The 21,547-nt window shown below is 56.7% G+C and carries 18 protein-coding genes; 10 read left to right on the top strand and 8 right to left on the bottom strand.

What is annotated here, in order from left to right; translation table 11 throughout:
- Positions 1-5: 5 nt before the first annotated feature.
- Both KHW85_RS03340 and KHW85_RS03335 read right to left on the bottom strand, forming a co-directional pair.
- Positions 6-806, bottom strand: coding sequence for an ABC transporter permease (locus KHW85_RS03340; protein WP_019126687.1), 801 nt, complete (start codon positions 804-806; stop codon positions 6-8).
- Positions 807-871: 65 nt separating this feature from the next.
- Complete coding sequence (locus tag KHW85_RS03335; protein ID WP_026066642.1) at positions 872-1,858, bottom strand: ABC transporter ATP-binding protein; 987 nt, start codon at positions 1,856-1,858, stop codon at positions 872-874.
- 108 nt (positions 1,859-1,966) lie between these two features.
- Here KHW85_RS03335 and KHW85_RS03330 point away from each other — a divergent pair, with 108 nt between their 5' ends.
- Positions 1,967-2,587, top strand: coding sequence for a GNAT family N-acetyltransferase (locus KHW85_RS03330; protein ID WP_019126689.1), 621 nt, complete (start codon positions 1,967-1,969; stop codon positions 2,585-2,587).
- Between the two features lie 18 nt (positions 2,588-2,605).
- On the opposite strand, the gene KHW85_RS03325 is transcribed toward KHW85_RS03330, so the two are convergent.
- On the bottom strand, positions 2,606-3,724 hold the full coding sequence (locus KHW85_RS03325) for a DUF4853 domain-containing protein (RefSeq protein ID WP_291458791.1): 1,119 nt from the start codon (positions 3,722-3,724) through the stop codon (positions 2,606-2,608).
- A gap of 97 nt (positions 3,725-3,821) precedes the next feature.
- On the bottom strand, positions 3,822-4,316 hold the full coding sequence (locus KHW85_RS03320; RefSeq protein ID WP_291458790.1) for a GNAT family N-acetyltransferase: 495 nt from the start codon (positions 4,314-4,316) through the stop codon (positions 3,822-3,824).
- Positions 4,317-4,390: 74 nt separating this feature from the next.
- On the opposite strand from KHW85_RS03320, the gene rarD reads away from it, so the two are divergent.
- Entirely contained in the window at positions 4,391-5,332 is a 942-nt protein-coding gene (gene rarD / locus KHW85_RS03315) for an EamA family transporter RarD (protein ID WP_291458789.1), read from the top strand.
- On the opposite strand, the gene KHW85_RS03310 is transcribed toward rarD, so the two are convergent.
- Positions 5,307-5,861: a hypothetical protein gene (locus KHW85_RS03310; RefSeq protein WP_291458788.1), complete on the bottom strand. Its 555-nt coding sequence runs from the start codon at positions 5,859-5,861 to the stop codon at positions 5,307-5,309. The two genes, rarD and KHW85_RS03310, sit on opposite strands and share 26 nt — an antisense overlap.
- 20 nt (positions 5,862-5,881) lie before the next feature.
- Positions 5,882-7,225, bottom strand: a complete 1,344-nt coding sequence (gene dnaB, locus KHW85_RS03305; protein WP_178704420.1) for a replicative DNA helicase — start codon at positions 7,223-7,225, stop codon at positions 5,882-5,884.
- A gap of 323 nt (positions 7,226-7,548) precedes the next feature.
- On the opposite strand from dnaB, the gene KHW85_RS03300 reads away from it, so the two are divergent.
- The 5 genes from KHW85_RS03300 (at position 7,549) to rplI (ending at position 11,077) form a co-directional block, all read left to right on the top strand.
- On the top strand, positions 7,549-9,147 hold the full coding sequence (locus KHW85_RS03300; RefSeq protein WP_291458787.1) for an MATE family efflux transporter: 1,599 nt from the start codon (positions 7,549-7,551) through the stop codon (positions 9,145-9,147).
- A gap of 216 nt (positions 9,148-9,363) precedes the next feature.
- Entirely contained in the window at positions 9,364-9,654 is a 291-nt protein-coding gene (gene rpsF, locus KHW85_RS03295; RefSeq protein WP_026066645.1) for a 30S ribosomal protein S6, read from the top strand.
- Between the two features lie 49 nt (positions 9,655-9,703).
- A complete protein-coding gene (locus KHW85_RS03290; RefSeq protein ID WP_009748153.1) occupies positions 9,704-10,270 on the top strand; it encodes a single-stranded DNA-binding protein in 567 nt (188 codons plus the stop codon).
- Positions 10,271-10,354: 84 nt separating this feature from the next.
- A complete protein-coding gene (gene rpsR, locus KHW85_RS03285) occupies positions 10,355-10,597 on the top strand; it encodes a 30S ribosomal protein S18 (protein ID WP_009748154.1) in 243 nt (80 codons plus the stop codon).
- A 21-nt stretch (positions 10,598-10,618) separates the two neighbouring features.
- Complete coding sequence (gene rplI, locus KHW85_RS03280; protein ID WP_009748155.1) at positions 10,619-11,077, top strand: 50S ribosomal protein L9; 459 nt, start codon at positions 10,619-10,621, stop codon at positions 11,075-11,077.
- 76 nt (positions 11,078-11,153) lie between these two features.
- On the opposite strand, the gene KHW85_RS03275 is transcribed toward rplI, so the two are convergent.
- Positions 11,154-13,658 carry a transglycosylase domain-containing protein gene (locus KHW85_RS03275; RefSeq protein ID WP_291458786.1) on the bottom strand — a complete coding sequence of 835 codons (2,505 nt, stop codon included), beginning with the start codon at positions 13,656-13,658 and terminating at the stop codon, positions 11,154-11,156.
- A 63-nt stretch (positions 13,659-13,721) separates the two neighbouring features.
- The gene (locus KHW85_RS03270) at positions 13,722-15,236 is read right to left on the bottom strand and encodes a CCA tRNA nucleotidyltransferase (protein WP_291458802.1); all 1,515 of its coding nucleotides are present in this window, start codon (positions 15,234-15,236) and stop codon (positions 13,722-13,724) included.
- A 269-nt stretch (positions 15,237-15,505) separates the two neighbouring features.
- Between KHW85_RS03270 and KHW85_RS03265 the strand changes: the two genes are divergently transcribed.
- Genes KHW85_RS03265 through murJ form a run of 3 tightly spaced genes read left to right on the top strand, consistent with a single transcriptional unit; the run spans position 15,506 to position 21,547 of the window.
- Positions 15,506-16,045 (top strand): NUDIX hydrolase, encoded by a 540-nt coding sequence (locus tag KHW85_RS03265; RefSeq protein WP_291458785.1) that lies wholly within the window; start codon positions 15,506-15,508, stop codon positions 16,043-16,045.
- Positions 16,042-18,561: a DUF6049 family protein gene (locus KHW85_RS03260; protein ID WP_291458784.1), complete on the top strand. Its 2,520-nt coding sequence runs from the start codon at positions 16,042-16,044 to the stop codon at positions 18,559-18,561. The genes KHW85_RS03265 and KHW85_RS03260 overlap by 4 nt, the downstream gene beginning before the upstream one ends.
- On the top strand, positions 18,554-21,547 hold the full coding sequence (gene murJ / locus KHW85_RS03255; protein WP_291458783.1) for a murein biosynthesis integral membrane protein MurJ: 2,994 nt from the start codon (positions 18,554-18,556) through the stop codon (positions 21,545-21,547). Before KHW85_RS03260 ends, murJ begins: the two co-directional genes overlap by 8 nt.

Genomic DNA, 21,547 nt, shown 5'->3' with positions numbered 1-21,547 from the left:
ACTTCTTAGCGATCAGTGTCCCTGCGCTGCGCCCAGATCGCAAGCAGTGCCATGGGAACAAACCACGCGACCGTTGAAATCACCCATTTCCATTCGAAATTATCGAAACCGTAGAGGGGCAGCTGAGAGAGGTTGAAGAGTCCGTAGAAGGGGCTATAGGGCGCGAGCGTCTTAAATATCGACCCCATGGAGCTGATCGGAATGAACATTCCCGCAAGGAAAGCACCCAAGACAACGACACCATTAATCACCGCGAAGGCAGTATCTGAGCGCATGAGGAAGGCCAGCGCCAGACCAAGGGCAGCGGAAATCACCGATGCAGCCAAGGTGATGAGCCCACTTTCAACCCAGGCCTCGGGTCTCATTCGTGCTCCGGTCGCGTATCCGAAGGTATAGGTAATGACAATAACCAGGGCACTCATGGAAATCGCCGCGATCAAACGGGAAAAGATGAAGGCGCCCGAACCCACGGGGGACAGTGCAAAGAGCCTGGAGATTCCAGAGGTTCGCTCAAGTGCGACAACGGTTGCAGCCGATGCGGCAGCGATCATTACGCCGTACAGGGTCATTGACACCAAAACCGTTGCGCCAATATTTGCATTGATCGCCCACTCTTTCGAGTACTCCTGTCCTGCTCCAAACATCATGTACATGAAGATCGGAAGGATCAGCGCGAAGGCGAACATAGCGGGATTGAGAACCAGCTTCAGGAATGACTTCCAGGTGAGAAGCCCAAATCCCTGCCAGGAGCTCAGTGCCCGGCGGCTGATCCAGGGGTTTGTTGCTGCGTGAGTGTGAGTCGTCATTGTGAATCCTTAAAGAAGAGGTGCGAGGTGGCCAAAGTGAAAGACAGGACTTCGTGCCCTGCGTTCTACTGCGTGAGCTCGGCGAAAACATCCTCGAGGCTCGAGAAAACAACCTCGAATTCGCATGCCTGGGGAATGGCGACGATGTGTCGAGCGGCCTCGTCAGAGAAGGTCGTGTGGAACTCCACGCGTAGCCAGTGATCGGCAGCCAAGTCCTCTTCGCCCAAGGCAGCGGGGGAGGAATCGGTGGAATCGACCTCGGCAATATCGGAAAGCTCCCACACTGTCCCAAGCTCAGCCGCACGCGCGGCCAGTCCTGCACGCACACCCTCAAGAGAGGAAGCAGGGATAGAGAAGGCCAGGCGCGTCGACGAGTGCGCTCGGCGGATTTCTTCGGTGGGGGCGTCGGCACTCACGCGGCCCGCATTGACGATGACCGTACGCTGAGCGTAGTCCTGCGCCTCGGCCAGGTAGTGAGTGGCGAAAAGGATCGTCTTACCTTTCGAGGCCTGGGTACTCATGAGATCCCAGAACTCCTTGCGCATGGTGACGTCCATTCCGGCGGTCGGTTCGTCGAGAATGATGAGTTCTGGGTCAGGAATGAGTGCCATTGCTAGGCGAACGCGTTGCTGCTCACCACCGGATAGCTTGCGGATTTTGCGGCCAAGAAGGTGTCGAAGGTGGGTTTCTTCGACAAGGGGGTCAATGGACTCGGTGCGCTTGTAGACGCGCGAGAAGAGTTTGAGGATTTCTGCGACGCTGTAGTCCCCAGGAAGCGAACCCGATTGGAGAACGACACCGATCAATCCGCGGCGGATTGCTTCTTTGGCGCTCATGCCAAAAACTTCAACGCTTCCGCTATCTGCTTGCTGAAGGCCAAGAATGATGTCAATTGTTGTGCTTTTTCCTGCGCCATTTCGGCCAAGGAAAGCAACGATTTCACCGGAATCAACGCGCAGGTTCATGCCCTTGAGCGCGTGCACATTCCCGTAGGTCTTCACCAGGTCTTTCGCAAGGATCACTGGGGTCGTGGTTTGAGTGTCCGTGTTCATGCTTTAAGTCAAGCCTGTGAGGGACATCGACAACAGTGTCGTTTTTACGAAGTTTCACATGACAATTGTCATGAGGCAGCCGATGCGGGTGAAATTTAGTATGGAAGGGTGAGTTCAAGCGAGTCACCTCTTATCACTTTGCCCGTCCGCCGTCATTCCCACTTCTACCCGCAGGTTCGTCGCCTCCTTGCCGAGGCCTTTCCACCCGCCGAACTCATTCCTGAATGGGTGATGAATGCGCTTGCACTACGCCGTTCTATTGATTTCACTGCGTATTTTGATCCGGAAGAGCCCTCGGGCTTTTGCGGAGTGACTTTTACTATTCACTCAGATGATTTGCTTTTTGTCGTGTTTTTAGCGACGAATCCCGCGCTTCGCTCGCGGGGATATGGAACGCGAATTCTTGACCAGTTGAAGGAGCGTTTCCCCGGTTTTGCCATTGCTTTGGAAATCGAGCCAATGACTACCGATGCTTCTAATTTCCATCAGCGCGAAAGGCGACTGGCCTTCTATCAGCGCAATGGCTTCGTCGAAACCGGATTGTATACGGACTATGAAGGCGATCAGTACGAGGTTTTGCGCTATCTTCCCTCTCGTCTTCCGGGTGAGGCGCATCAGGGTATGCAGTATGCAGATCTAGGGGTTTTACGCAGTAGCCTTGAGGAGCTTCTTGCGTCACTGGCCATACCGGTCTATATTCCCACCATCCACGTCGGTATTAGGGAATAGCCGAGGCCGCGGTCGCTGCTACGCAAGAGGGTCTGGTAGGTCGCGGTGATCGTTGGGAATCAACACCGTCGGGTCAGGCACAGAACCATCAGAAGGACGAGCCCCACTCTTGTAACTAAATTCCGTGTTCTCCTGGCGAAGAATAACCGTCACAATCCCGCCATTCTTCTCATCCTTCCACGCCAGATAGTGGCCGACCCCAGGTAGCGGACTGGCATAGTCATACACCAACTCATAGCCCAGTGGATTCAAATGAGCATTCCCCATCTCAATTACCCGCTCCACATCACGCGGACCACACTGAACACGCTGGCTCTTAAACCAATACCGCTTAACAAGAAGATCCTTCTCATCCGCATCTATCTCACTAGGTCTACGAGCCACGTAATACGGTGAATCACCAACAATTTCGTCTCTGAAACTCAAAATCCCCGGTTCAACATCACGCTGAAATACCTCAATCGACTGACGCTTCTCCGCCCACTCACTGCCATCAGTCTCTGGAAATCTAGGCGCGTCCCTATCGAAATCCCAAATACTGGGAAGACTATCACTCACGTATCCAGCAATATCCCGAGAATCATTGGGAATCAACACCCGCGGATCAGGCACAGAACCATCAGAAGGACGAGCACCACTCTCATAAGCAAAACTCGTCCAATCCCCATTGATATTCACATCGACTGTTCCGCCATTGTCATAGTCGCGCCATACCAAGCTGCGTGAACCGTCTTTGTAAGTCTTATCCAAAGCAAGAACATAACCATTAGGTTCCACATAATCACGCATGACCTCGTAGACTGCGTCCACAGACACTTTAGCCCCATCGGTGTTCTGGCTATACAAAGTCCACGATTCACCCACAGCCGTACTTATCCTACTGCCCTCCGAATAGGGGCGTACTCCACCGGTATCTTCAAACAGCGCCTGCCGAGCAGAGAGAATATGAGGCTCCACATCACGCTGAAACGCCTCAATCGACACACGCTTCTCCAAAGGAAGCCGCCCATCCATCGACGGCAAACCATCATCATGCAACAACGCATAAAACGAAAACACAAAAAAACCACAACAGCGCACGCAAGCACCACAACCACACGCCAAAAATGCTTCACACGCCGCCTTTGTGCTCCACACGTGGACTGCGAATCAGACACCACCACACCTCCTCGCCGTCGTTGAGGTCAACCTCAGCCTAACGAAGAAAGCTGATTCAGCAAGTAATTACTCGACGCTATTTCGATATTTGAGAAAACAACCCATCGTAGGCAATTCGCGGGCACTGGCCTCGTACCGAAATCATCCCGCACGGCTCAAAGCCATAAGCCTCCAGCGCTCGACGCATCGGTCCGTTATCAAGGTGCGTATCGCAGCGCAAATACGGGACTTGTCCCGCGCAAAAGTCCATGACCACGCGAGTGACCCCACGGCCTCGGACGCTGGCAAGGCGATGGATCACGCCATACTCATCATCGAAGTGCCAGGCCCCGTCAATCTGGGAATAATCCTCTTCTGGCCCGCGAGCGAAACTAAACACTGCTAAAGGTCCCTGTTCATCACAAACAAGGAAGCACTCGCCTCTTTCAATGTCCCTGAGCGCATCGCTGCGGTTGGGGTAATCGCTGGGCCACTGCGTTGGGTTACCGTTCGCCCGCATGAATTCGCGGGCCTGGTCAAAAGCAGACTCGATGAAATTCAGATCCTCGGAAGTGGCGGGGCGTATGAACATGTCATCAGGGTAGCCCGCACAAAAATCGAACGCGCCACCGGGCACCTCCCTACCCAAACCGATACCCTGCATCTATGGCCAGCGAACATCCCACACGACACGAGCACTTCGGTAAGTACCTTGCACTAGGTATTGGTACCCATGTCTTATGGGGTTTCTTCCCGCTCTATTTCCACCTGCTTGATCCCGCAGGTTCTCTAGAGATCATCGTTCACCGAGCACTGTGGGCCTTCCTTGCGTGCTTTCTCACCTTGGCTATGACCCGCTCATTGCCGCGAGTGTGGCGCATTGTCCACGACCCCTCGATCGCATGGCCTCTAGTCGCAGCGGGATTCCTTGTCGTTATCAACTGGACCACCTATATTTACGCGATCCTCATCGGCCACACGACCGATGCCGCGCTTGGCTATTACATCAATCCCCTCTTCACAGTCGCCCTGGGCATGATCGTCCTGCACGAGAAGATCTCGCGCCTTCAGGGAGTCGCATTAGTTTTGGGGGTGATCGCTGTCGCGGTCATTATTGTTGGCCTCGGGCGCTTGCCGTGGATCTCGCTGGCCCTACCCGCATCATTTGGCCTGTATTCCCTTGTCAAGAAACAGGTCGCACTCAAGGTCCGTCCCCTTGATGGAATGACGATCGAAACTGCCGTGGTCATCCCAATTCTTCTGGGTTACTACATCTACCTTGCTGCACACCAAGCAACTTCTTTCCATGCGCTTGCTCGCTCGGGAGACGCAGCGATGTCGTGGCAGCTTCACCTGGCTCTTCTGATTGGTTCGGGAATCCTCACCGTCATCCCGCTGCTCACTTTCGCCAAAGCTTCGCAGGGCCTACCTCTTGGACTTCTGGGGTTCTTGCAGTACATCTCGCCCAGCATTCAGCTGATCATCGGCGTGTGCATCTTCCACGAGCACATGGAGCCCACGCGCTGGATTGCAACTGGCATCGTCTGGGTTGCATTGGCTTTACTCAGCGTGGACGGTCTGCTTAAAGTACGCCGCTCCAAACAATAGCGATCACACCCGCGCAGAGCGCTATAAAGGCCCCAATTCCCCACACAAGAGCAGACCCGCCCCTACCCTGTCCGGGTTCGCGCACGCGCTTTCCATTTGCAAAGGCCTCGAGGTCTTGAAGTGGCCCGCTATTCGCCGTTTCCCGCCAACTCCAGTCCACCGCTTCTCCCACTGCCGAGGCCGGCGCCTGAACCTGCGCCGAGGCGTACTGTCCTGCGACCGGTGCCTCACTGTGCTGCGAGAACTGAGCCTGCGGTGCACGGTCAGTTCCGGGGACTGGGAAGTAGTCAGCCTGAGGCTGGGAGGGAAATTCTCCATTTGCCGCGGCTACTCCCGAACCGTAGACGAACTGAGGTTCGCGCTGAGCATTCGTATCAATAATCCACTGGCGCAACTGCGGGTACATACTAGGGTTTTCCAAGAGCACGGCATGCAAATCAGGGCGTGCGGCAGCAAGTTGGGCGATCAGTTCGGCAGGTAAAGAGGGATCAGCCGCTTGTGCAGGTGTGAAAGCATTTAAGTCGTACATATCCCTCCTGACTCTTCAAACTACACAGGTTCTTCGCGCGAAGTAAAGTTCGCGAAGCGAGCCATGTGCCCCTGGAAAAGCACACGAATAGTTCCCGTTTCACCATTACGATGCTTGGCCAAAATAATATCGGCTTCACCCGGACGATCTTCAGAATTGTAGTATTCGGGACGATGCAAGAGCATGATGATATCCGCGTCCTGTTCTAGCGAACCGGATTCACGCAGGTCACTCATCATCGGTTTCTTGTCGGTTCGCGCTTCGGGACCACGGTTCAGCTGGGCGACAGCAACGACTGGAATATCGAGGTCCTTCGCAAGAAGCTTGAGGTTTCGCGACAGAACTGAAACTTCCTGCTGTCGAGATTCAACCTGCTTACCCGTTGTCATCAGCTGCAGGTAGTCGACAACAACGAGGCCCAGATTGTGCTGTTGCTTGAGGCGGTGACACTTTGAACGAATTTCCGTCATGGTGACGTTCGCCGAATCATCAACATAAACCGGAGCCTCGGAAATCTTGCCGGTTGTTTCAGAGACCTTTCGCCAGTCACGCTCGGTCATTTCGCCCTTCATCATCTTGCTCATAAACACTGAAGACTCAGCGGAAAGCATGCGCATCGCAATATCGTTTTGCGACATTTCCAACGAGAAAATGACCGAGGTAACTCCATGTTTGATCGAGGCCGAACGGCAAAAGTCCAGAGCCAAAGTCGACTTACCCATTGCGGGACGGGCCGCGACAATGATCATCTGCCCACCTCGCAGGCCACCGGTTATTCGATCAAGGTCAACGAATCCCGTGGGCACGCCAGCGAGCTTGCCCTGATTGAGTTCAATCTGCTCCAGTTCGCCCAGAATGTTCTCTGACATCTCTGCCATCGACACGTAGTCAGTTTGCGACTGACGTTCGGCAACTGCGAAGATCTCAGCCTGCGCCTGGTCAACGATCTCATCGACGTCACCACCGGCATCTGCGTAACCCAGCTGAACAACTCGCGTTCCCGCAGTCACCAGTCGACGCAAGATCGCGCGCTCCTTAACAATTCGCGCGTAGTAGCCGGCGTTCGCCGCGGTAGGAACTGCAGCAATAATCGAATGGATATACGAGGCCCCGCCCACCCTGGACAGGTCGCCCTGCCTTTGGAGTTCGCCTACCACCGTCACGGCATCTGCGGGTTCTCCGCGCCCCATCAGATCAATGATCGTGTTGTGGATGATTTCGTGAGCGGGCTTGTAGTAATCCGTCCCTCGAATTTCTTCGGTGACATCGGCAATAGCTTCCTTGGAGAGCATCATGGACCCCAAAACGGACATCTCAGCGTCGATGTCCTGAGGTGGGGTGCGATCAAAATCTTCCGATGCCATTAAGGGCTCTCCTAGGCGAATGTGCGTATGTGGACGGGATTGGCATGCCGCGTCGATTCGAGCTACCGACGCAAAGCGCGTACACGCGAGAGTACTGCCAAGTGAGGAAGCGTGCCACCCTCAAGTTCAACACGAATGTGGATGACATGTGGATATCTTGTGGATTTGGCCGCGTGTCATCCACATGTCCTGTGGAAAGGTGTGGATAACAGGCATTTCCCAAGCCCTCTCTCAGGCTATCCTCAGTTTCGAGTTTCCCTAGAATCACGCCATTTTCCGAGTAAGATCTTTCCACAGATGTGTACACAGACTGTGGATAAAAAGTGGAGCGAGAATCAGTGGATAACGATGACCAGCGCAAACATAAGCCTCAAGCGGAGATTGAAGGTTTACGCGCGTCAGATATTTCTATCCACAATGAACCGACACCAACTGCAAATGAGCACTCTGAACAGGCTCTATCCACAGATGAATCCACTTCAGTGGATAGGCACACACTTACCGAAGCATCCGATCCCATTCCCAGCATTCCTTCAGAAAAGACAGGTGACAGCGCCCCCGTGGTGACGAAAAAAACAAGCCTCACCAGACAAATCCTGGCGCTCGCCATCCCAACCCTGGGCGCAACAATCGCCCAACCGCTCTTCCTCACCATTGACTCCGCGATGGTCGGACACTTGGGTGCAGAGAAAATCGCCGGCATGTCCCTGGCCATGATCATCGTCAACACCGTCTACGGAATGTCGATCTTCCTGGCCTACTCAACCACTGCCGAAACTGCCCAAGCAATGGGAGCCGGAAACGAACGCAGGGCACGCGAACTGGGAGTACATGCCATGTGGCTCGCAGCCATCATCGGCGTTTCCTTAGCTCTCCTCTTGGCAATCTGCGGAATTCCACTGCTTCACGCATTGGGCGCAGCACCCGAAATCATGCCCTACGCCCAATCCTTCCTCTACGCATCCCTACCCGGACTTGCGGCCTCGCTCATCACCATGGCGGCCACGGGTGTCCTGCGCGGAATGAAGGACACCACCACTCCTCTCATCGCGGCTGGAGCGGGTGCGGCACTGAACGTCGGCCTCAACGCCTTCCTCATTTACGGGATCAACCTGGGGATTGTCGGTAGCGGTATTGGAACCTCGATCGTCTCAACAATCATGGCGATCAGCTTGGCCATCATCCTTGCCCGACCGGCGCGCACCTTGGGAGTCTCCTTGCGGCCCTCGATCAGGGGAATCCACCAATCCGCCCGTGTCGGAGGCCCCCTCTTGGCACGTTCGATCGCAATTCGTCTGGCCTTCCTCACCTCGATCTGGAGCGCGACGGCAATCAGCGTCAACGGCCTGGCCGCCTACCAAGTTGTCATGTCCGCCTGGCAAATCCCACTTTTCCTTCTCGATTCCCTTGCGATCGCCTCGCAAACCCTGGTCGGTTTCGCTATCGGTTCGGGCGATCGCTCACAGCTGCGCACTCTGCTTCGCACCCTCTCGTGGTGGGGAATTTTTGCGGGGATCATCATCGGCGCATTGACCGCGGCCCTGTCCCCCTGGATCCCTTCCTTCTTCGTTTCCGAGGCCGTGGTGCGAAACATGGCGATCCCCGCGGTGATCGTCAACGCAGTCTTCTTCCCCGCTCAATCTCACGCATTCTTGCTCGATGGCGTCCTGATCGGAGCCGGACGCGGGGCATCCCTGGCAAAGGCTGCATTCCTCAACCTGGCGATTCTGCTTCCCGCACTGTGGCTTTTCTCGGTTGCGCGCCCCGCTCTTACAGAAACTCAGGCAGTTGCTGTCCTCATCGGTTTGGTCACCGGTTTGTACATGCTCACGCGCGCGCTGACCAATTCGTGGATCACCTGGTTCTCGCCCAAACACGCGCTAATTCCTCGCCACGAGGCCGCTGCCCAAGGCGCCGAATAAATCAGGCTTTGAACTGCGTGACAGGTAGTGACAGAAAACTGAAAAAACGCTAGACTTTGACGCTGGACTGTTTCTACCCACCCGGGCAAGAAATGAGTCCCATGGACACCCATGTGTCCATGTGCAAAAGCCGGTGAAACTCCGGTAATTGCAACGCATGACCCTCCTGTCACGGAAATACCGTGACCGCGAAGACCACAGGAGGTGGGTATCAACGTGCGTGAATACGAACTGATGGTGATCCTCGATCCTTCGATCGACGAGCGCACCGTCGCCCCGCAGATGGAGAAGTACCTCGAGCAGGTCACCGCTAATGGCGGCTCCGTCGAAAAGGTCGACATCTGGGGCAAGCGTCGTCTTGCCTACGACATTCTCAAGCGTTCCGAGGGCATCTACGTCGTCATCAACATGACGACCACCCCCGAAATTGCGCTGGAAATCAACCGCTTGATGACTCTGAACGAGTCCATCCTGCGCACGAAGCTCCTGCGTCCGGACGCCCACTGACCTTTGCTCGCCTGAGCAATCACCTCATACAGCCCACCAAGGAGATCCAATGGCTGGAGAAACCGTCATTACGATCATTGGCAATTTGACCAATGATCCGGAACTGCGTTGGACGCAGAGCGGAGCACCCGTCGCCGACTTCACGGTGGCATCTACCCCGCGTTCCTTCGACCGTCAAAGCGGCGAATGGAAGGACGGGGAAACCCTGTTCATGCGCTGCTCTGTTTGGCGCGAAATGGCTGAAAATGTCGGCGAATCCCTGCGTAAGGGAATGCGCGTCATTGTCACCGGTCGCCTCGTGCAGCGCTCTTTCGAAACCCGCGAGGGCGAACGTCGCACCGTCGTCGAACTTCAAGTTGACGAGGTCGGCCCCTCACTGCGCCGCGCAAAGGCACAGGTCACCCGCACGGGCGGCCCGGCCTCGCAAGGCGGAGCACCCCAGGGAGGCTACTCCCAAGGTGGCGGCTACGGACAGCAGCAGGGCTACGGAAACCAAGGTGGTTACTCACAGGGCCAGGCCAGCTATGGCGCACCCGCCGGCGGCTCTCAAGACGATCCGTGGCGCACATCCGATTCCGGTGCTGCGACCTCTTTCGCCGAAGATCCGCCCTTCTAAATAGCGCTTCGTCAGCACCACGCTGACACACGCTGAACACATGCTTGGGAGCGTTCACTCGCTCAGATCATCAAGGAGAACATCATGGCGAAGCCTCAACTTCGCAATAAGCCCATTAAGAAGAAGGCCAACCCGCTGAAGTCGGCCAAGATCGAATCGATCGACTACAAGGACACCGCTCTGCTGCGTAAGTTCATCTCGGACCGTGGCAAGATCCGCGCTCGCCGCGTCACCGGTGTCTCCGTCCAGGAGCAGCGTCGCATTGCTCGCGCCATCAAGAATGCGCGAGAGATGGCTCTGCTGCCCTACACTTCTACCGGCCGCTGATTCGAAGGGAAGGACTGAAAAATGGCAACTACCAAGCTCATCCTCACCCACGATGTGGAACGTCTCGGTTCCGCAGGCGATGTCGTCGAGGTCAAGTCTGGATACGCCCGTAACTACCTGGTTCCCCGTGGCTTCGCTACCAAGTGGACCAAGGGTGCACAGGCACAGATCGATCAGATGGCAGCAGCTCGCCGCCGTCGTGAGATCGCTTCCGTCGACGATGCACGCCTCGTGCGCGACGCCCTGCAGGCCGCGGTTGTGACCGTGAACAGCAAGGTCGGTGCACACGGACGCCTCTTCGGTTCCGTTTCTGCCGCTCAGATTGCTGACGCAGTGAAGGAACAGCTGAACCAGACCATCGATCGTCGTCGCGTGATCATCACCGACCCGATCAAGACCACCGGTGACCACACCGTGACGGTCAACCTCCACGCCGATGTTCGCGCAAACCTCAAGGTTCGCGTTCTGGCCGTGAAGTGACAGTCTGACAAGGCTTATACAAAAGCCGGGGTATCCCGAAAGGGATTGCCCCGGCTTTTGTATACCCGAATAGGCTTTACTCCGGACCGCCACCGCCACCGGGGCGTCCGCCACCACCATTCGATGAGCCCCCGCCGTTAGAACCGCCGCCGTTTCCACCATTGCCGCCATTGTTTTGGGTGGAAGGAGTAACGGTTGGCTGAACCTCTGCTCCAGGGGTTTCTTGGGTCGCCTCGGGAGTCGGTGTTGGTGTTTCCTCAGTTGGAGTGGGAGTGGTCGTCGCGACCGGTGCGGGATTCACCGGAGTCGCGGTTTGACGCTTATACCAGTCGAAGTGGAGCTTCGTATCGTTCGCGGTCGCCGCCTTCATGTAGCGCACCCACACGGTTACCGGCCAGTCACCGCCGTGGGATTGGCCCAAACCGCCAATATTCGTCAGCGACACGGGGCTACCATTCTCATCGAGCTGGTACATGCTAACGGCAGTGACCAAGCTCGGGGTAAACCCAACGAACTGTGCGGTCTTCTGCTCTTCCGAGGTACCTGTCTTTCCGCCGCTATCCTGCTTGAGAACTGCGGCGGCCTCGGCTGTACCACCTGAAGCGGTCACGGCCTGCAGCGCCGGAAGGACCGTTGACATGGTCTTCGTGTCGAAAACCTGCTTCGGGTTTACGGTGGTCTGGAAGACCTTCGAACCATCAGAGTTTTGAACCTCGCGGACGATGTGCGGGGTGGTCCGCTGACCGCCAGAAGCAATGGTCGAATACGCGTGAGCCAGGTCGATATTGTGAGGCGCCGCGAAGCCCAGAACGTTCAGCAGGGAGTCGTCCAAGCCATTGGTGTCTTCGGGGATACCCAGCTCAATGGCAACCTGCTTGGTCGTTGCGGATCCAACTTCCTGGTTGAGTCCAACGAAAACCGTGTTAATCGAATTCTTCGTTGCATTGACCAGGTTCTGACGACCCCAGGACACACCCGAGTCATTACTCACCGGACGTGCCAATCCACTGAAGGTCTTCGGCGAGGAACCGTCGTAGGTGTCGTAGATCGACCCGCCCTGTTCGACATGAGCAATCAAGGCGAAGGGCTTAAAGGTCGAACCGGCAGCCATAATGTCCTGCGTCGCGCCATTTTGCTGGCGCTTGAGATAGTCCTTGCCGCCGTATTCGGCAACGATTTCACCGGTAGCGGGATCCAATGACGTCAAAACCACGTGCATGGAGTCTTCATTCCACCCACGCACCGTGTACATGTACTCGGCAGCCTCAACCGCCTGATCCTGCTTCTCCTTATCAATTGTGGAAATGATTCGGTATCCACCGGTTGCCAGCTGATCGGCCGTGAAACCGCCCTCTTGGGCAAGTTCCGTACGGATCTGCTCCATGAGATAACCGGTCGGACCTTCCATTGTCGGCCCGCTCAAAGTATCGGGGTCAATGGTCTTGGGGAATTCAGCCGCGTTCGCATCGGCCTGGGAAATCCACCCGTCTTCGACCATCAGATTGATGACACGAGTCCACCGCGAGCGCGCTTTCTCTTCATCAACCGCCGGGTCCCACGCGGAAGGAGCGGGAATGATGCCGGCAATCATTGCGGCCTCGGAAAGGGTCAGGTCCTTTGCTTCATGACCGAAGTAAGCCTGAGATGCGGCCTCGATTCCGTAGGCTCCACGCCCGAAGTAAATGGTGTTGAGGTAGTTGCCGATGATCTGGTCTTTGGACTGTTCGCGGTTGATCTTGAGGGCAAGAATTGCTTCCTTGGCCTTACCCACATAGCCGGTTGTTTCCCCAACGTAGTAGCGCTCAACATATTGCTGGGTCAGGGTCGATGCACCCTGGCGCGCCCCGCCCCTAATATTGTTGACCAGTGCGCGTCCAATACCTTTAAGATCAACGCCGGAGTTCGTGTAGAAAGTCCGGTCTTCCGAGGCAACAACAGCATGCGCAACATAGTCCGGAAGGGTCGATGAATCAATGATCTTCCTATTAACCTGCGACATCCGTCCCATTTCGGTGGTGCCATCGGCGTAGTAGACAGTCGTGGTCTGCGCGAGCGCAACCTGATCAGCCTGGGGAACCGTCAACGCGGCATAGGCAACCAAGAAGGTCCCCAGCCCCGCGATGATCAGCCCAAGGAAAGTAAAGAGGATTCCGCGGCCGATACGTGCGCCCAGACTCCGCTTCTTCTTCCCCTTATTTGCCTTAGCGCCCTTAGCTGGGCCCTTCTTCGCGCGCGCGCGGCTTGCTGCTGCCGAGGCCTCGCGATCGCTTTGTGGGCGAGTAGGACGCTTACGCGCACTACTTGCCGAGGAGGAGCTAGCGCCTTGGGTGCCTGTGCGTCGAGCCTCGCTGCTGCTTCCTGTGCGCGCCGAGGCCCCGCCTGAGACCCGTGCAGCTGCGGAAGTCCGCTTGGGTGCAGAGGACGCCGAGGATGCGGAAGTCTTGGGAATCGTTCCCTCTCCATCGCGACGGGCCTGCTCTGCGAGCCGACGTCGAGTAGCCTCGGCCCGCGAGGGAAGAGGTCGACGTCCGCGGTCGTCGTTTGCGTTAGAAGGTGCCACGAAAAACCAGCCTTTCAGCATAGGTGATCGTGTCTAGCCTACGCAGAAAGCGGGCGTATTGCCTAAAGCAAGCTCCGGATCGACTTAGTTTTCGCTGGCAGAACGGCGCTTGCGCGCCTTCTTTTCGGCCGCCTTTGCTTCCCAGCGTTCCTGCTGTGCCTGATACTCCGCGGCAATCTCTCGAACTTCATCAGATGCCCACCAGGCAAGGAGTGCCTCGCGCGCCGCTTCTTCTCCCAAAGGACCCTGTTCCATTCGAAGATCCAGAAGATAATCGCGGGCCATCTTCACGGCCTTCGAAGGACGCAGACCAAGGATTTCCATGATCTGATCGCCATCGAGATCGGGGCGAATAGCGTCGAGTTCTTCTTGGGTGCGAAGAGCAGCAATACGCTCTTCTAGGTCGTCATATGCAGCGGACAAGTAGGCGGCCTTACGCTTGTTACGCGTTGTGCAATCAGCGCGCGTCAGGCGATGCAGGCGCTCAAGAAGCTCTCCCGCATCGGCAACGTAGCGGCGCACTGCCGAATCCGTCCATTTCGCTTCCCCGTAGCCGTGGAAACGCAGGTGCAGGGCAACCAGTTCTGAAACGGCATCAATCGTTGCCTTGTCAAAACGCAGGGCTTTCATCCGCTTACGCGTGAGCTTCGCTCCCACTAACTCATGGTGATGGAATGACACCGTGCCATTGGATTCGAAGCGACGCGTAGCCGGTTTGCCCACGTCGTGCATGAGTGCCGCGAAACGCAAAATAAAATCCGGACCGGGAACAGGACCGTCAGCATCCGTTTCCAAATCGATCGCTTGATCCAAAACGGTCAGCGTATGTTGGTAAACATCCTTGTGACGATGATGCTCATCAACGGTCGACACCAGAGCAGACAGCTCAGGCAAGACGTTATTTGCAACCCCGGTGTGGACCATCAATTCCAAACCGCGCCTGGGCCACGGCGAAATGATGAGTCGTTCAAGTTCAGCGCGGATGCGTTCAGCTGAAACGATCTCAAGGCGTCCGGCCATTGACTCCATGGCATCCATGACGTCTTCGTCAACATCGATACCCAGTTGGGCACTGAAGCGCGCAGCACGCATGATCCGCAGCGGATCGTCATCAAAGGACTGCAGAGCACTGACGGGGGTACGCAGACGGCCCGAAGCCAAATCACCAAGGCCATCGTGGGGATCAACCAGAGCCATCTGAGGCAATCGCATGGCCATGGCATTGACGGTGAAATCACGCCGCGTCAGATCGCCTTCCAGGGTGTCGCCATACTCGACCTCGGGCTTGCGCGAACCAACTTCATACGAATCCGTGCGGTAGGTTGTGACTTCAACGACCAGCTTTCCGCGGCGACCACCAATGGTCCCGAACTCGCGGCCAATATCCCAGGTTGCATTCCCCCACTGCGCCAGTAGTTTCTCAGTTTTCTCCGGACGCGCAGAAGTCGTGCAATCAAAATCGTGGGGAGTGAGTCCCAAGAAGGCATCGCGAACCGGTCCACCGACCAGGCTGATTTCTTCTCCAGCTTCGGCGAAAATTTCACCGAGCTCGAGGATTTCCTTGGGAAGGTGGGAAAAAGCCTGCTGCGCCTGAGCCATTAATAGACCCAGATTGCCCTCGCCCAGACCGCTGGGAAGAGGAGCGTGTGAGCGGGATTGACCCATCGTTCGCGAAAGTTGTGTACTCATCCCCTCCAGCATGCCATGATTTCCGCATCTTTGATGTATCCGCACCACGGCCTCGTCTTCGGTTGACATGCGCCGAAGGTCGCACCAATTGACCTTCTAACACACGAAAATTGCGGTAATTCCCACTTGACCGATGGTGCGACCTGACCAAGAGCCCCAATCCCGCCTAAAGTGGAGGTATGACTGTGCCTTCTGAAGCCTTACGACCCGGAGTGCCCCGGCCTCCGCGTCGCAATCCTTCTTTGCGCACGGTCCAGCCGACACCCCATTTCCTTCCCGTTTCTTCCGAAACCTCCGCGGGCGGCATCGTTGTCGATGTTCGCGATGGTCAGCCCTATGCGGCAATCATTGCTCGCCGTAATCGGTCGGGAAAGATCGAATGGTGCCTCCCAAAGGGACATCTTGAAGGCCGTGAGTCTCCCGAGGAAGCGGCTCTGCGCGAAGTCGCCGAAGAGACCGGAATCCACGGGCGAATTATTCGTCACCTGGCATCGATCGACTACTGGTTCTCAGGTGCAGATCGACGGATTCACAAGGTCGTTCACCACTACTTAATGGGCTACATCTCAGGCTCCATCACCGTCGAGGGCGACCCCGATCACGAGGCCGAAGACGCCGCGTGGGTTCCCTTGCGCGACCTCACTCGTGAGCTGGCCTATCCCAATGAAAGGCGCATTGTCGGTATCGCTTTGGACTTGCTCTACCGGGATGCATCATGATCAAGCCGCCAGCAGCTCGATACGCACTGACTCTTCTGCCTCTGAGCGCACTACTCCTGGGGGCCACCCCCGCGAGCGCTCAAGCGCTACCCACACACATTCAGGGAACCCAAAGAGCGCAGGCCTCAGCTTCTGCGCCCTCCGCGTCGCTCTTAGGGCTCGCGCCCCAATCAACAACGCGACCGCAGATATTGGGAGATGCAGGTCAGGCCTCGGGAATTGACGTACGAATCAACAGGCTGGAACCACGGGTCATTACCTCGCAGCACAACCTGCAGGTATCGGGCGTCGTTCGAAACCTGTCAGATAAGCCCGTCACGAACCCATCGCTGGATGCCTACGTCCAGACCTATTCACCCGTGACCGCACCGGAGCTTTCCTCATACCTTTCTGGTCAGAGCTGGCAGGGTCGGCGTGTCCACGCGGGGACCCTCGAGGCAACGATTGCTCCTCACACCGAGCAGACCTTCCACATCACAATCCCGTTTGAATCTCTTCCCTTCGGATCAGATTTCGAGTGGGGACCGCGTGGAATCACCATCGTTGTTGAAGGCGATGAAACTCGTGGGTCTGATCGTTCAATCCTCGTGTGGGATTCGGGTTATTCCCTTGAACCCACTCGCGCAAATGTTCTGCTCCCATGGACCGAGTCAACGCCGCAAACCCCCACCGACTCCTATTCAATCCTGTCCGCGGCATCGATGACCGGTGTCACTTTTGCGACCGATTCAGATACTTTGCTCCGCGAGCTCACGGTCCCCGAGGACCAAAGTTCATCTCGCGCTTTTCCTTCCGTATCCCCCTCAGCCGCTTCTCCTTCGACTTCCTCTTCTTCCGAGGCCTCCGCCTCGCCCAGCGCTTCTTCCTCGCCGACTGTGCGTTCCGAGGCCGAGATCACGGCAGATCGCAATACTCGCGCAGCCTTTATCCAAACCTTCTTCGAGCGCACAAAAGAATTGGTTGCTCTGCCCAGCCACGACGCTGACCTTTCCTTGGCAACCACGCTCAACAATGACGCGGTCATGGACTACCTGGCCTCATCGCGCGCCTCGGTCCCAACCTCCGTCAGCAAGGTCAAGGCTCTCCTGCCTTCCTCGCGTTCAAAAGCCTCTACTTCTCCCTCGAGCTCTGCTTCTTCCTCAAATGCGAGCCCCACAAGCGAAAGTTCGCAATCACCGAGCGCCACTGCCTCGCCGGACTCAAGCTCGGCCTCGTCAGATAAGGACAACTCCGGGCCAACACTGATCTCAAATGTTTCCTGGCCTGCCTCGCAAAGCTGGGGTACTCAAGCGCTGAACAGCAAATACGCCTCAACCGTGATTGCCCCTCCCGGGCAACTAGCGCCAAGCTCAGAGCAGAACTTCACCTCGATGGCCAAGGTCAAGCTCTCATCCGACGGCCAGACCCACACGGGTGACTCTGCTCAGCCCGGGGACACGGTCACTGCTCTTGCCTCAATCGACAACCTCAGTGAGCTTTTGTCATGGGATGCGCAAAGCGTTGATGATGAGCTGGATACTCAGCAATTCCTGACAGCTTTAACTGCGATGATCACCCGCGAGCGCCCAAACTTCTCGCGTACCTTATTCGTTCCGCTTCAGCGCGGATCCTCGCTAGATGAGAATCGTGTCGAGCGTGTTCGTGCGATCCTTGATAACCGCTGGGTCAAGGGGACCAGTTTCAGTGAACTCGTGGATTCCGAGGCCACCGATATTGAACGTAATCCCGTCGAGGATGCTCATTTTTCTGACTCACTGCGCTCACAAACGGCAGGACTGAGCGGAGCATACTCGAACGCTCTTCCTTTGGCCGATGCCACAGAAAATGTTGATGCCGCGCGCCTTCAATTGAATTCGGCCGTAGCCAGTGCACTCCAAGCGGATGCGGGTGACCAACAAAGCCAAACGATCACTGCGAATACGCAGGCGCTTGATGCATTTAGGTCCTCCGTCTCGGTTGAATCCTCGAATGCTGTCAACCTGATTAACAAGAGCGCGAATTTCCCCGTGCGCGTGCGTAACTCACTTCCCTGGCCAGTGAATGTCAAAGTGACTTTGCTTCCCAGTGACCCCCGCCTGCGCGTGACCAGCACGGGAACGGCCACGATCCCCGCGAATTCCTCCTCGAATGTGGATGTGCCCGTCACGGCAATTGGTTCGGGTGATATTCGCGTGACCTATAAGGTGTCAACGCCCAGCGGAGCTGTCCTTGATGATTCCCAAAAAGTCCTGGTGCGAATGCGCGCGGGATGGGAAGACGCAGCCACCGCGGTCGTGACCGTCATTGTCGGAATTGCCTTCCTTGGCGGCATCATCCGGACCATTCGACGCCGTTTGAAGTCCTCGCAGACCGAGGAATCTTCGCATCTTCCCGGTGTGGGCGGCGTCGAAAAGGGCACAGTGAACGTTCCACTTTCCAGCGGCGGTTTTGTCCACGCAGGACGTCCCCCGCGTCGCCCAGATCATCCGGAAAGCTCGGATTCACCCAAACCAGATGTAGAGGATCAGAATGAGTGAAAGCCAGGCCCGCAACGGCTCACTTCTTCGAGCCAGCGTACTGATGGCCTCGGGAACAATGGTTTCCCGAGTCCTTGGCTTCATTAAAGCCGCCATGCTTTTGGCGGCCCTGGGTTCTGCCGGTGGCGCGGTCTCCGCGGCTTTCCAAACGGCAAATACTCTTCCCAACACAATCTTCAACCTGCTGGCATCGGGCGTTTTTGATGCAGTCCTGGTTCCCCAGATCGTGCGCGCACTCAAACGCGACGAGGGGCAGGTCTACATCAACCGGCTGATTACTCTGGCCGGAACAATTCTGTTCCTGGTCGCCTTCGTTTCAACTCTCTTGGCACCGGTACTCATCGTCATCATGGCACCGGGATACAGCCAAGACATCCGCTCACTTGCCGTTGCTTTCGCATTCTTGTGTCTCCCGCAGATTTTCTTCTACGGCCTGTACAACCTCTTGGGCGAGCTGCTCAATGCCCGCGGTGTCTTCGGTCCCTACATGTGGGCGCCGGTACTCAACAACATCATTGCAATCGCGGGTCTGGTGGCTTTCCTCATTCTGTGGGGTGCTCACGAAGATTTCGTAATTTCTGACTTTACGTCCCCTCAGTTCTGGCTGCTGTCGATCACCACCACTTTGGGCGTGGTCTGTCAGGCTCTGGTGCTCTTCATTCCCATGCGGCGCGCGGGAGTCTCCTTCAAGCCTGATTTCCACTTCCGCGGAACGTCTTTTGGTTCCGCCTCAAAGGTTGCGGGTTGGACCTTTGCAACCTTGGGTGTGTCTCAGGTTGGGGTTCTTTCGACGAACGCGATCGCTTCAATTGCGGATAACTACCTGAACCAGAACCCTATGCCCATCGCGGGTCTGGCGGGGTATTCGGCAGCCTTCTTGATTTTCATGCTGCCGCAGTCGGTTATCACTGTTTCTCTTGCAACCGCGATCTTTACGCGATTGAACTACGCAGTTGCCGACGACAATGACCAGGAAGTCGCCGAGCACTACCACACAGGTATTCGCCTGATTACCTCACTGACGGTTCTTGCGGCCGCGATTTTCATGGCGGGCGCGGCTCCCATGATGCAGCTGGTTGTCACGAACACCGCCCGCCCCGAACTCATTTCTTCCTACGCGCTGATCCTGGTCTCGCTCATGCCCGGTGTGGCTTCCACGGGCATTGTTCTGATGAGCCAGCGCGTCTTCTTTGCCTACGAGGACGCCAAGCCCGTCTTCCTCATGGGCATTGTTCCGACGATCTTGCAGATCATTGTCGGTTGGTCGATCTACTTCGCAACCGGCGTGCGCTGGTGGGTAATCGGCGCGGCTCTTGGCGAAACCGTCTGCCGAATCGTTCAGGGTTTGATTGCGATGCGCTGGGTCGGACAGCGCAACAGCTACGTGAATTCCTCGGAAATCACGCGATCCTACCTCACCTACGTCGGGTGTGCGATCATCGCCGGCGGTATCGGTTTTGGCGCTCTTTGGCTCATGGGAATCTACACGACTCTGTCTTCAAAGATCCTGCGCTGGCTGCTTTCGGGCGTGAAGTTTGGTGTGGTGGCCATCATCGTCACCGCCGTGTACATGGTCGCAATGCGTGTGATCAATCCCCAAGAATCTTCAACCAGTATTCGTCCCCTGCTCGAGCGTTTACACCTTCCGATCGCGCTATGTGACCTGCTTTCGGCCGCGCAGCCTACACGTGAACGACAAAGCGCTCATAATGGTGTGGCACCGTCACCTCAGGAGGAAACTATGGCTACCGAGGACCAGCACATCCCCCGTGAAGGAACGCCACAATGGGTTCCCCTTTCTGTTGACCTTTCGGTGCCAACCTTCGATGATGTTGTTCATCCCGACGGCGAGAGCCATCCTGCGCCGTCGTCTCATTCACCCCAGCAGGACACACCTGCGAATGTCCCAACCCTTCCTCACAGCAATCGCGGTTCCCAAGAGAGCGTCCAGATGAGCCAAGCAAAGCCCGAACACCCCATCGTCCCGACCCTGCCCGCAACCGCGCGCATGTACGACGTCGACGCAACTGCACCCGCCGGTATTCCCTTGGGCGCTGCAGCTGCCGAGGCCTCGGCTGAGACGGCCGCCGCTAAGGCTCAGCATCAGGAATCATCTTCTCGTATCCCCGCACCGCTTCCCCACGGTTTCGCCGAGGGCGCGGTTGTCGGAGGGGCCGCAGCATCCGTTGCGGGCTCTAGCGCGGCTGCCACCCCGACTCGCTCCTCCGGTCACGGTCATTCCGAGGCCGGCGGTGGCGCTCAAGGAGGCTCTGGCGGTGGCCGTGGAAACTCCGGCGACGCTCACGGCCACGATGAACACTCACGCGCTTCGGCCTCGGGAAATGGGGGCGAAAAGGGAATTGACCCCACGCGACCCACGATTATCTTTGCTGCAGTTCTGACTGTCATTGCCACGATTTGGGCGGGTGCAACCGCCCTCAGCCCGGTTAAGCACAGCGATATCGCCAGCTCGTCCAGCAAGGCAAGCTCTTCGGCATCGGCATCTGCCTCAGCATCGGCGCAGCCCACCCAAGAAGCCACTCAGGCAGCGACGGAGAAGCCCGTAATTTCCAGTGTTTCCGTGTTGTCCTGGCAAAACGATAAGGGTGACCACGAGGAAATGGCCGTCAATATGATTGACGGCGACGCAAAGACGAATTGGCACTCGCGCTACTTCGATTACAACCAGTTCCTGGACCAAACCGCGGTCACCATCTTGGTGAAGCTCGAAAAGAAGGCAACGGTCTCTGAGATCACCTTGGATATGGATCCGTCGACCACCGGTGGTGAAGGCGTGGTACGTGCTGTAAATCCCAATACGCCTCGAGAGGGAACAGAAATCGCTACGACGACGTTCTCTCCCAAGACGGACATCAAACTGGCACATCCCGTGGAAACAGAAGCGATCAGCATCACCTTCCGTAAGATGCCAACATCGCAAGATGGCCGCGCCTGGGCGTGGGTCAGCGAATTGTCAGTGAAGTAA

Origin of the sequence: Actinomyces sp. oral taxon 181, assembly GCF_018370895.1 — a bacterium.
Taxonomy (GTDB): Bacteria; Actinomycetota; Actinomycetes; order Actinomycetales; family Actinomycetaceae; genus Pauljensenia.
The sequence above is the reverse complement of the archived record's forward strand: the minus strand, read 5'-3'. Positions and strand labels throughout refer to the sequence as shown.

Excerpts from the sequence above, each read along its gene's own strand:
- KHW85_RS03290 (WP_009748153.1), top strand. The coding sequence starts at position 9,704 with ATGGCTGGAGAAACCGTCATTACGATCATTGGCAATTTGACCAATGAT.
- KHW85_RS03340 (WP_019126687.1), bottom strand. The coding sequence starts at position 806 with ATGACGACTCACACTCACGCAGCAACAAACCCCTGGATCAGCCGCCGG.
- KHW85_RS03275 (WP_291458786.1), bottom strand. The coding sequence starts at position 13,658 with ATGCTGAAAGGCTGGTTTTTCGTGGCACCTTCTAACGCAAACGACGAC.
- KHW85_RS03270 (WP_291458802.1), bottom strand. The coding sequence starts at position 15,236 with ATGGCTCAGGCGCAGCAGGCTTTTTCCCACCTTCCCAAGGAAATCCTC.
- dnaB (WP_178704420.1), bottom strand. The coding sequence starts at position 7,225 with ATGGCATCGGAAGATTTTGATCGCACCCCACCTCAGGACATCGACGCT.
- rplI (WP_009748155.1), top strand. The coding sequence starts at position 10,619 with ATGGCAACTACCAAGCTCATCCTCACCCACGATGTGGAACGTCTCGGT.
- KHW85_RS03335 (WP_026066642.1), bottom strand. The coding sequence starts at position 1,858 with ATGAACACGGACACTCAAACCACGACCCCAGTGATCCTTGCGAAAGAC.
- rpsR (WP_009748154.1), top strand. The coding sequence starts at position 10,355 with ATGGCGAAGCCTCAACTTCGCAATAAGCCCATTAAGAAGAAGGCCAAC.
- murJ (WP_291458783.1), top strand. The coding sequence starts at position 18,554 with ATGAGTGAAAGCCAGGCCCGCAACGGCTCACTTCTTCGAGCCAGCGTA.
- rarD (WP_291458789.1), top strand. The coding sequence starts at position 4,391 with ATGGCCAGCGAACATCCCACACGACACGAGCACTTCGGTAAGTACCTT.
- KHW85_RS03320 (WP_291458790.1), bottom strand. The coding sequence starts at position 4,316 with ATGTTCATACGCCCCGCCACTTCCGAGGATCTGAATTTCATCGAGTCT.
- KHW85_RS03260 (WP_291458784.1), top strand. The coding sequence starts at position 16,042 with ATGATCAAGCCGCCAGCAGCTCGATACGCACTGACTCTTCTGCCTCTG.
- KHW85_RS03265 (WP_291458785.1), top strand. The coding sequence starts at position 15,506 with ATGACTGTGCCTTCTGAAGCCTTACGACCCGGAGTGCCCCGGCCTCCG.
- KHW85_RS03310 (WP_291458788.1), bottom strand. The coding sequence starts at position 5,861 with ATGTACGACTTAAATGCTTTCACACCTGCACAAGCGGCTGATCCCTCT.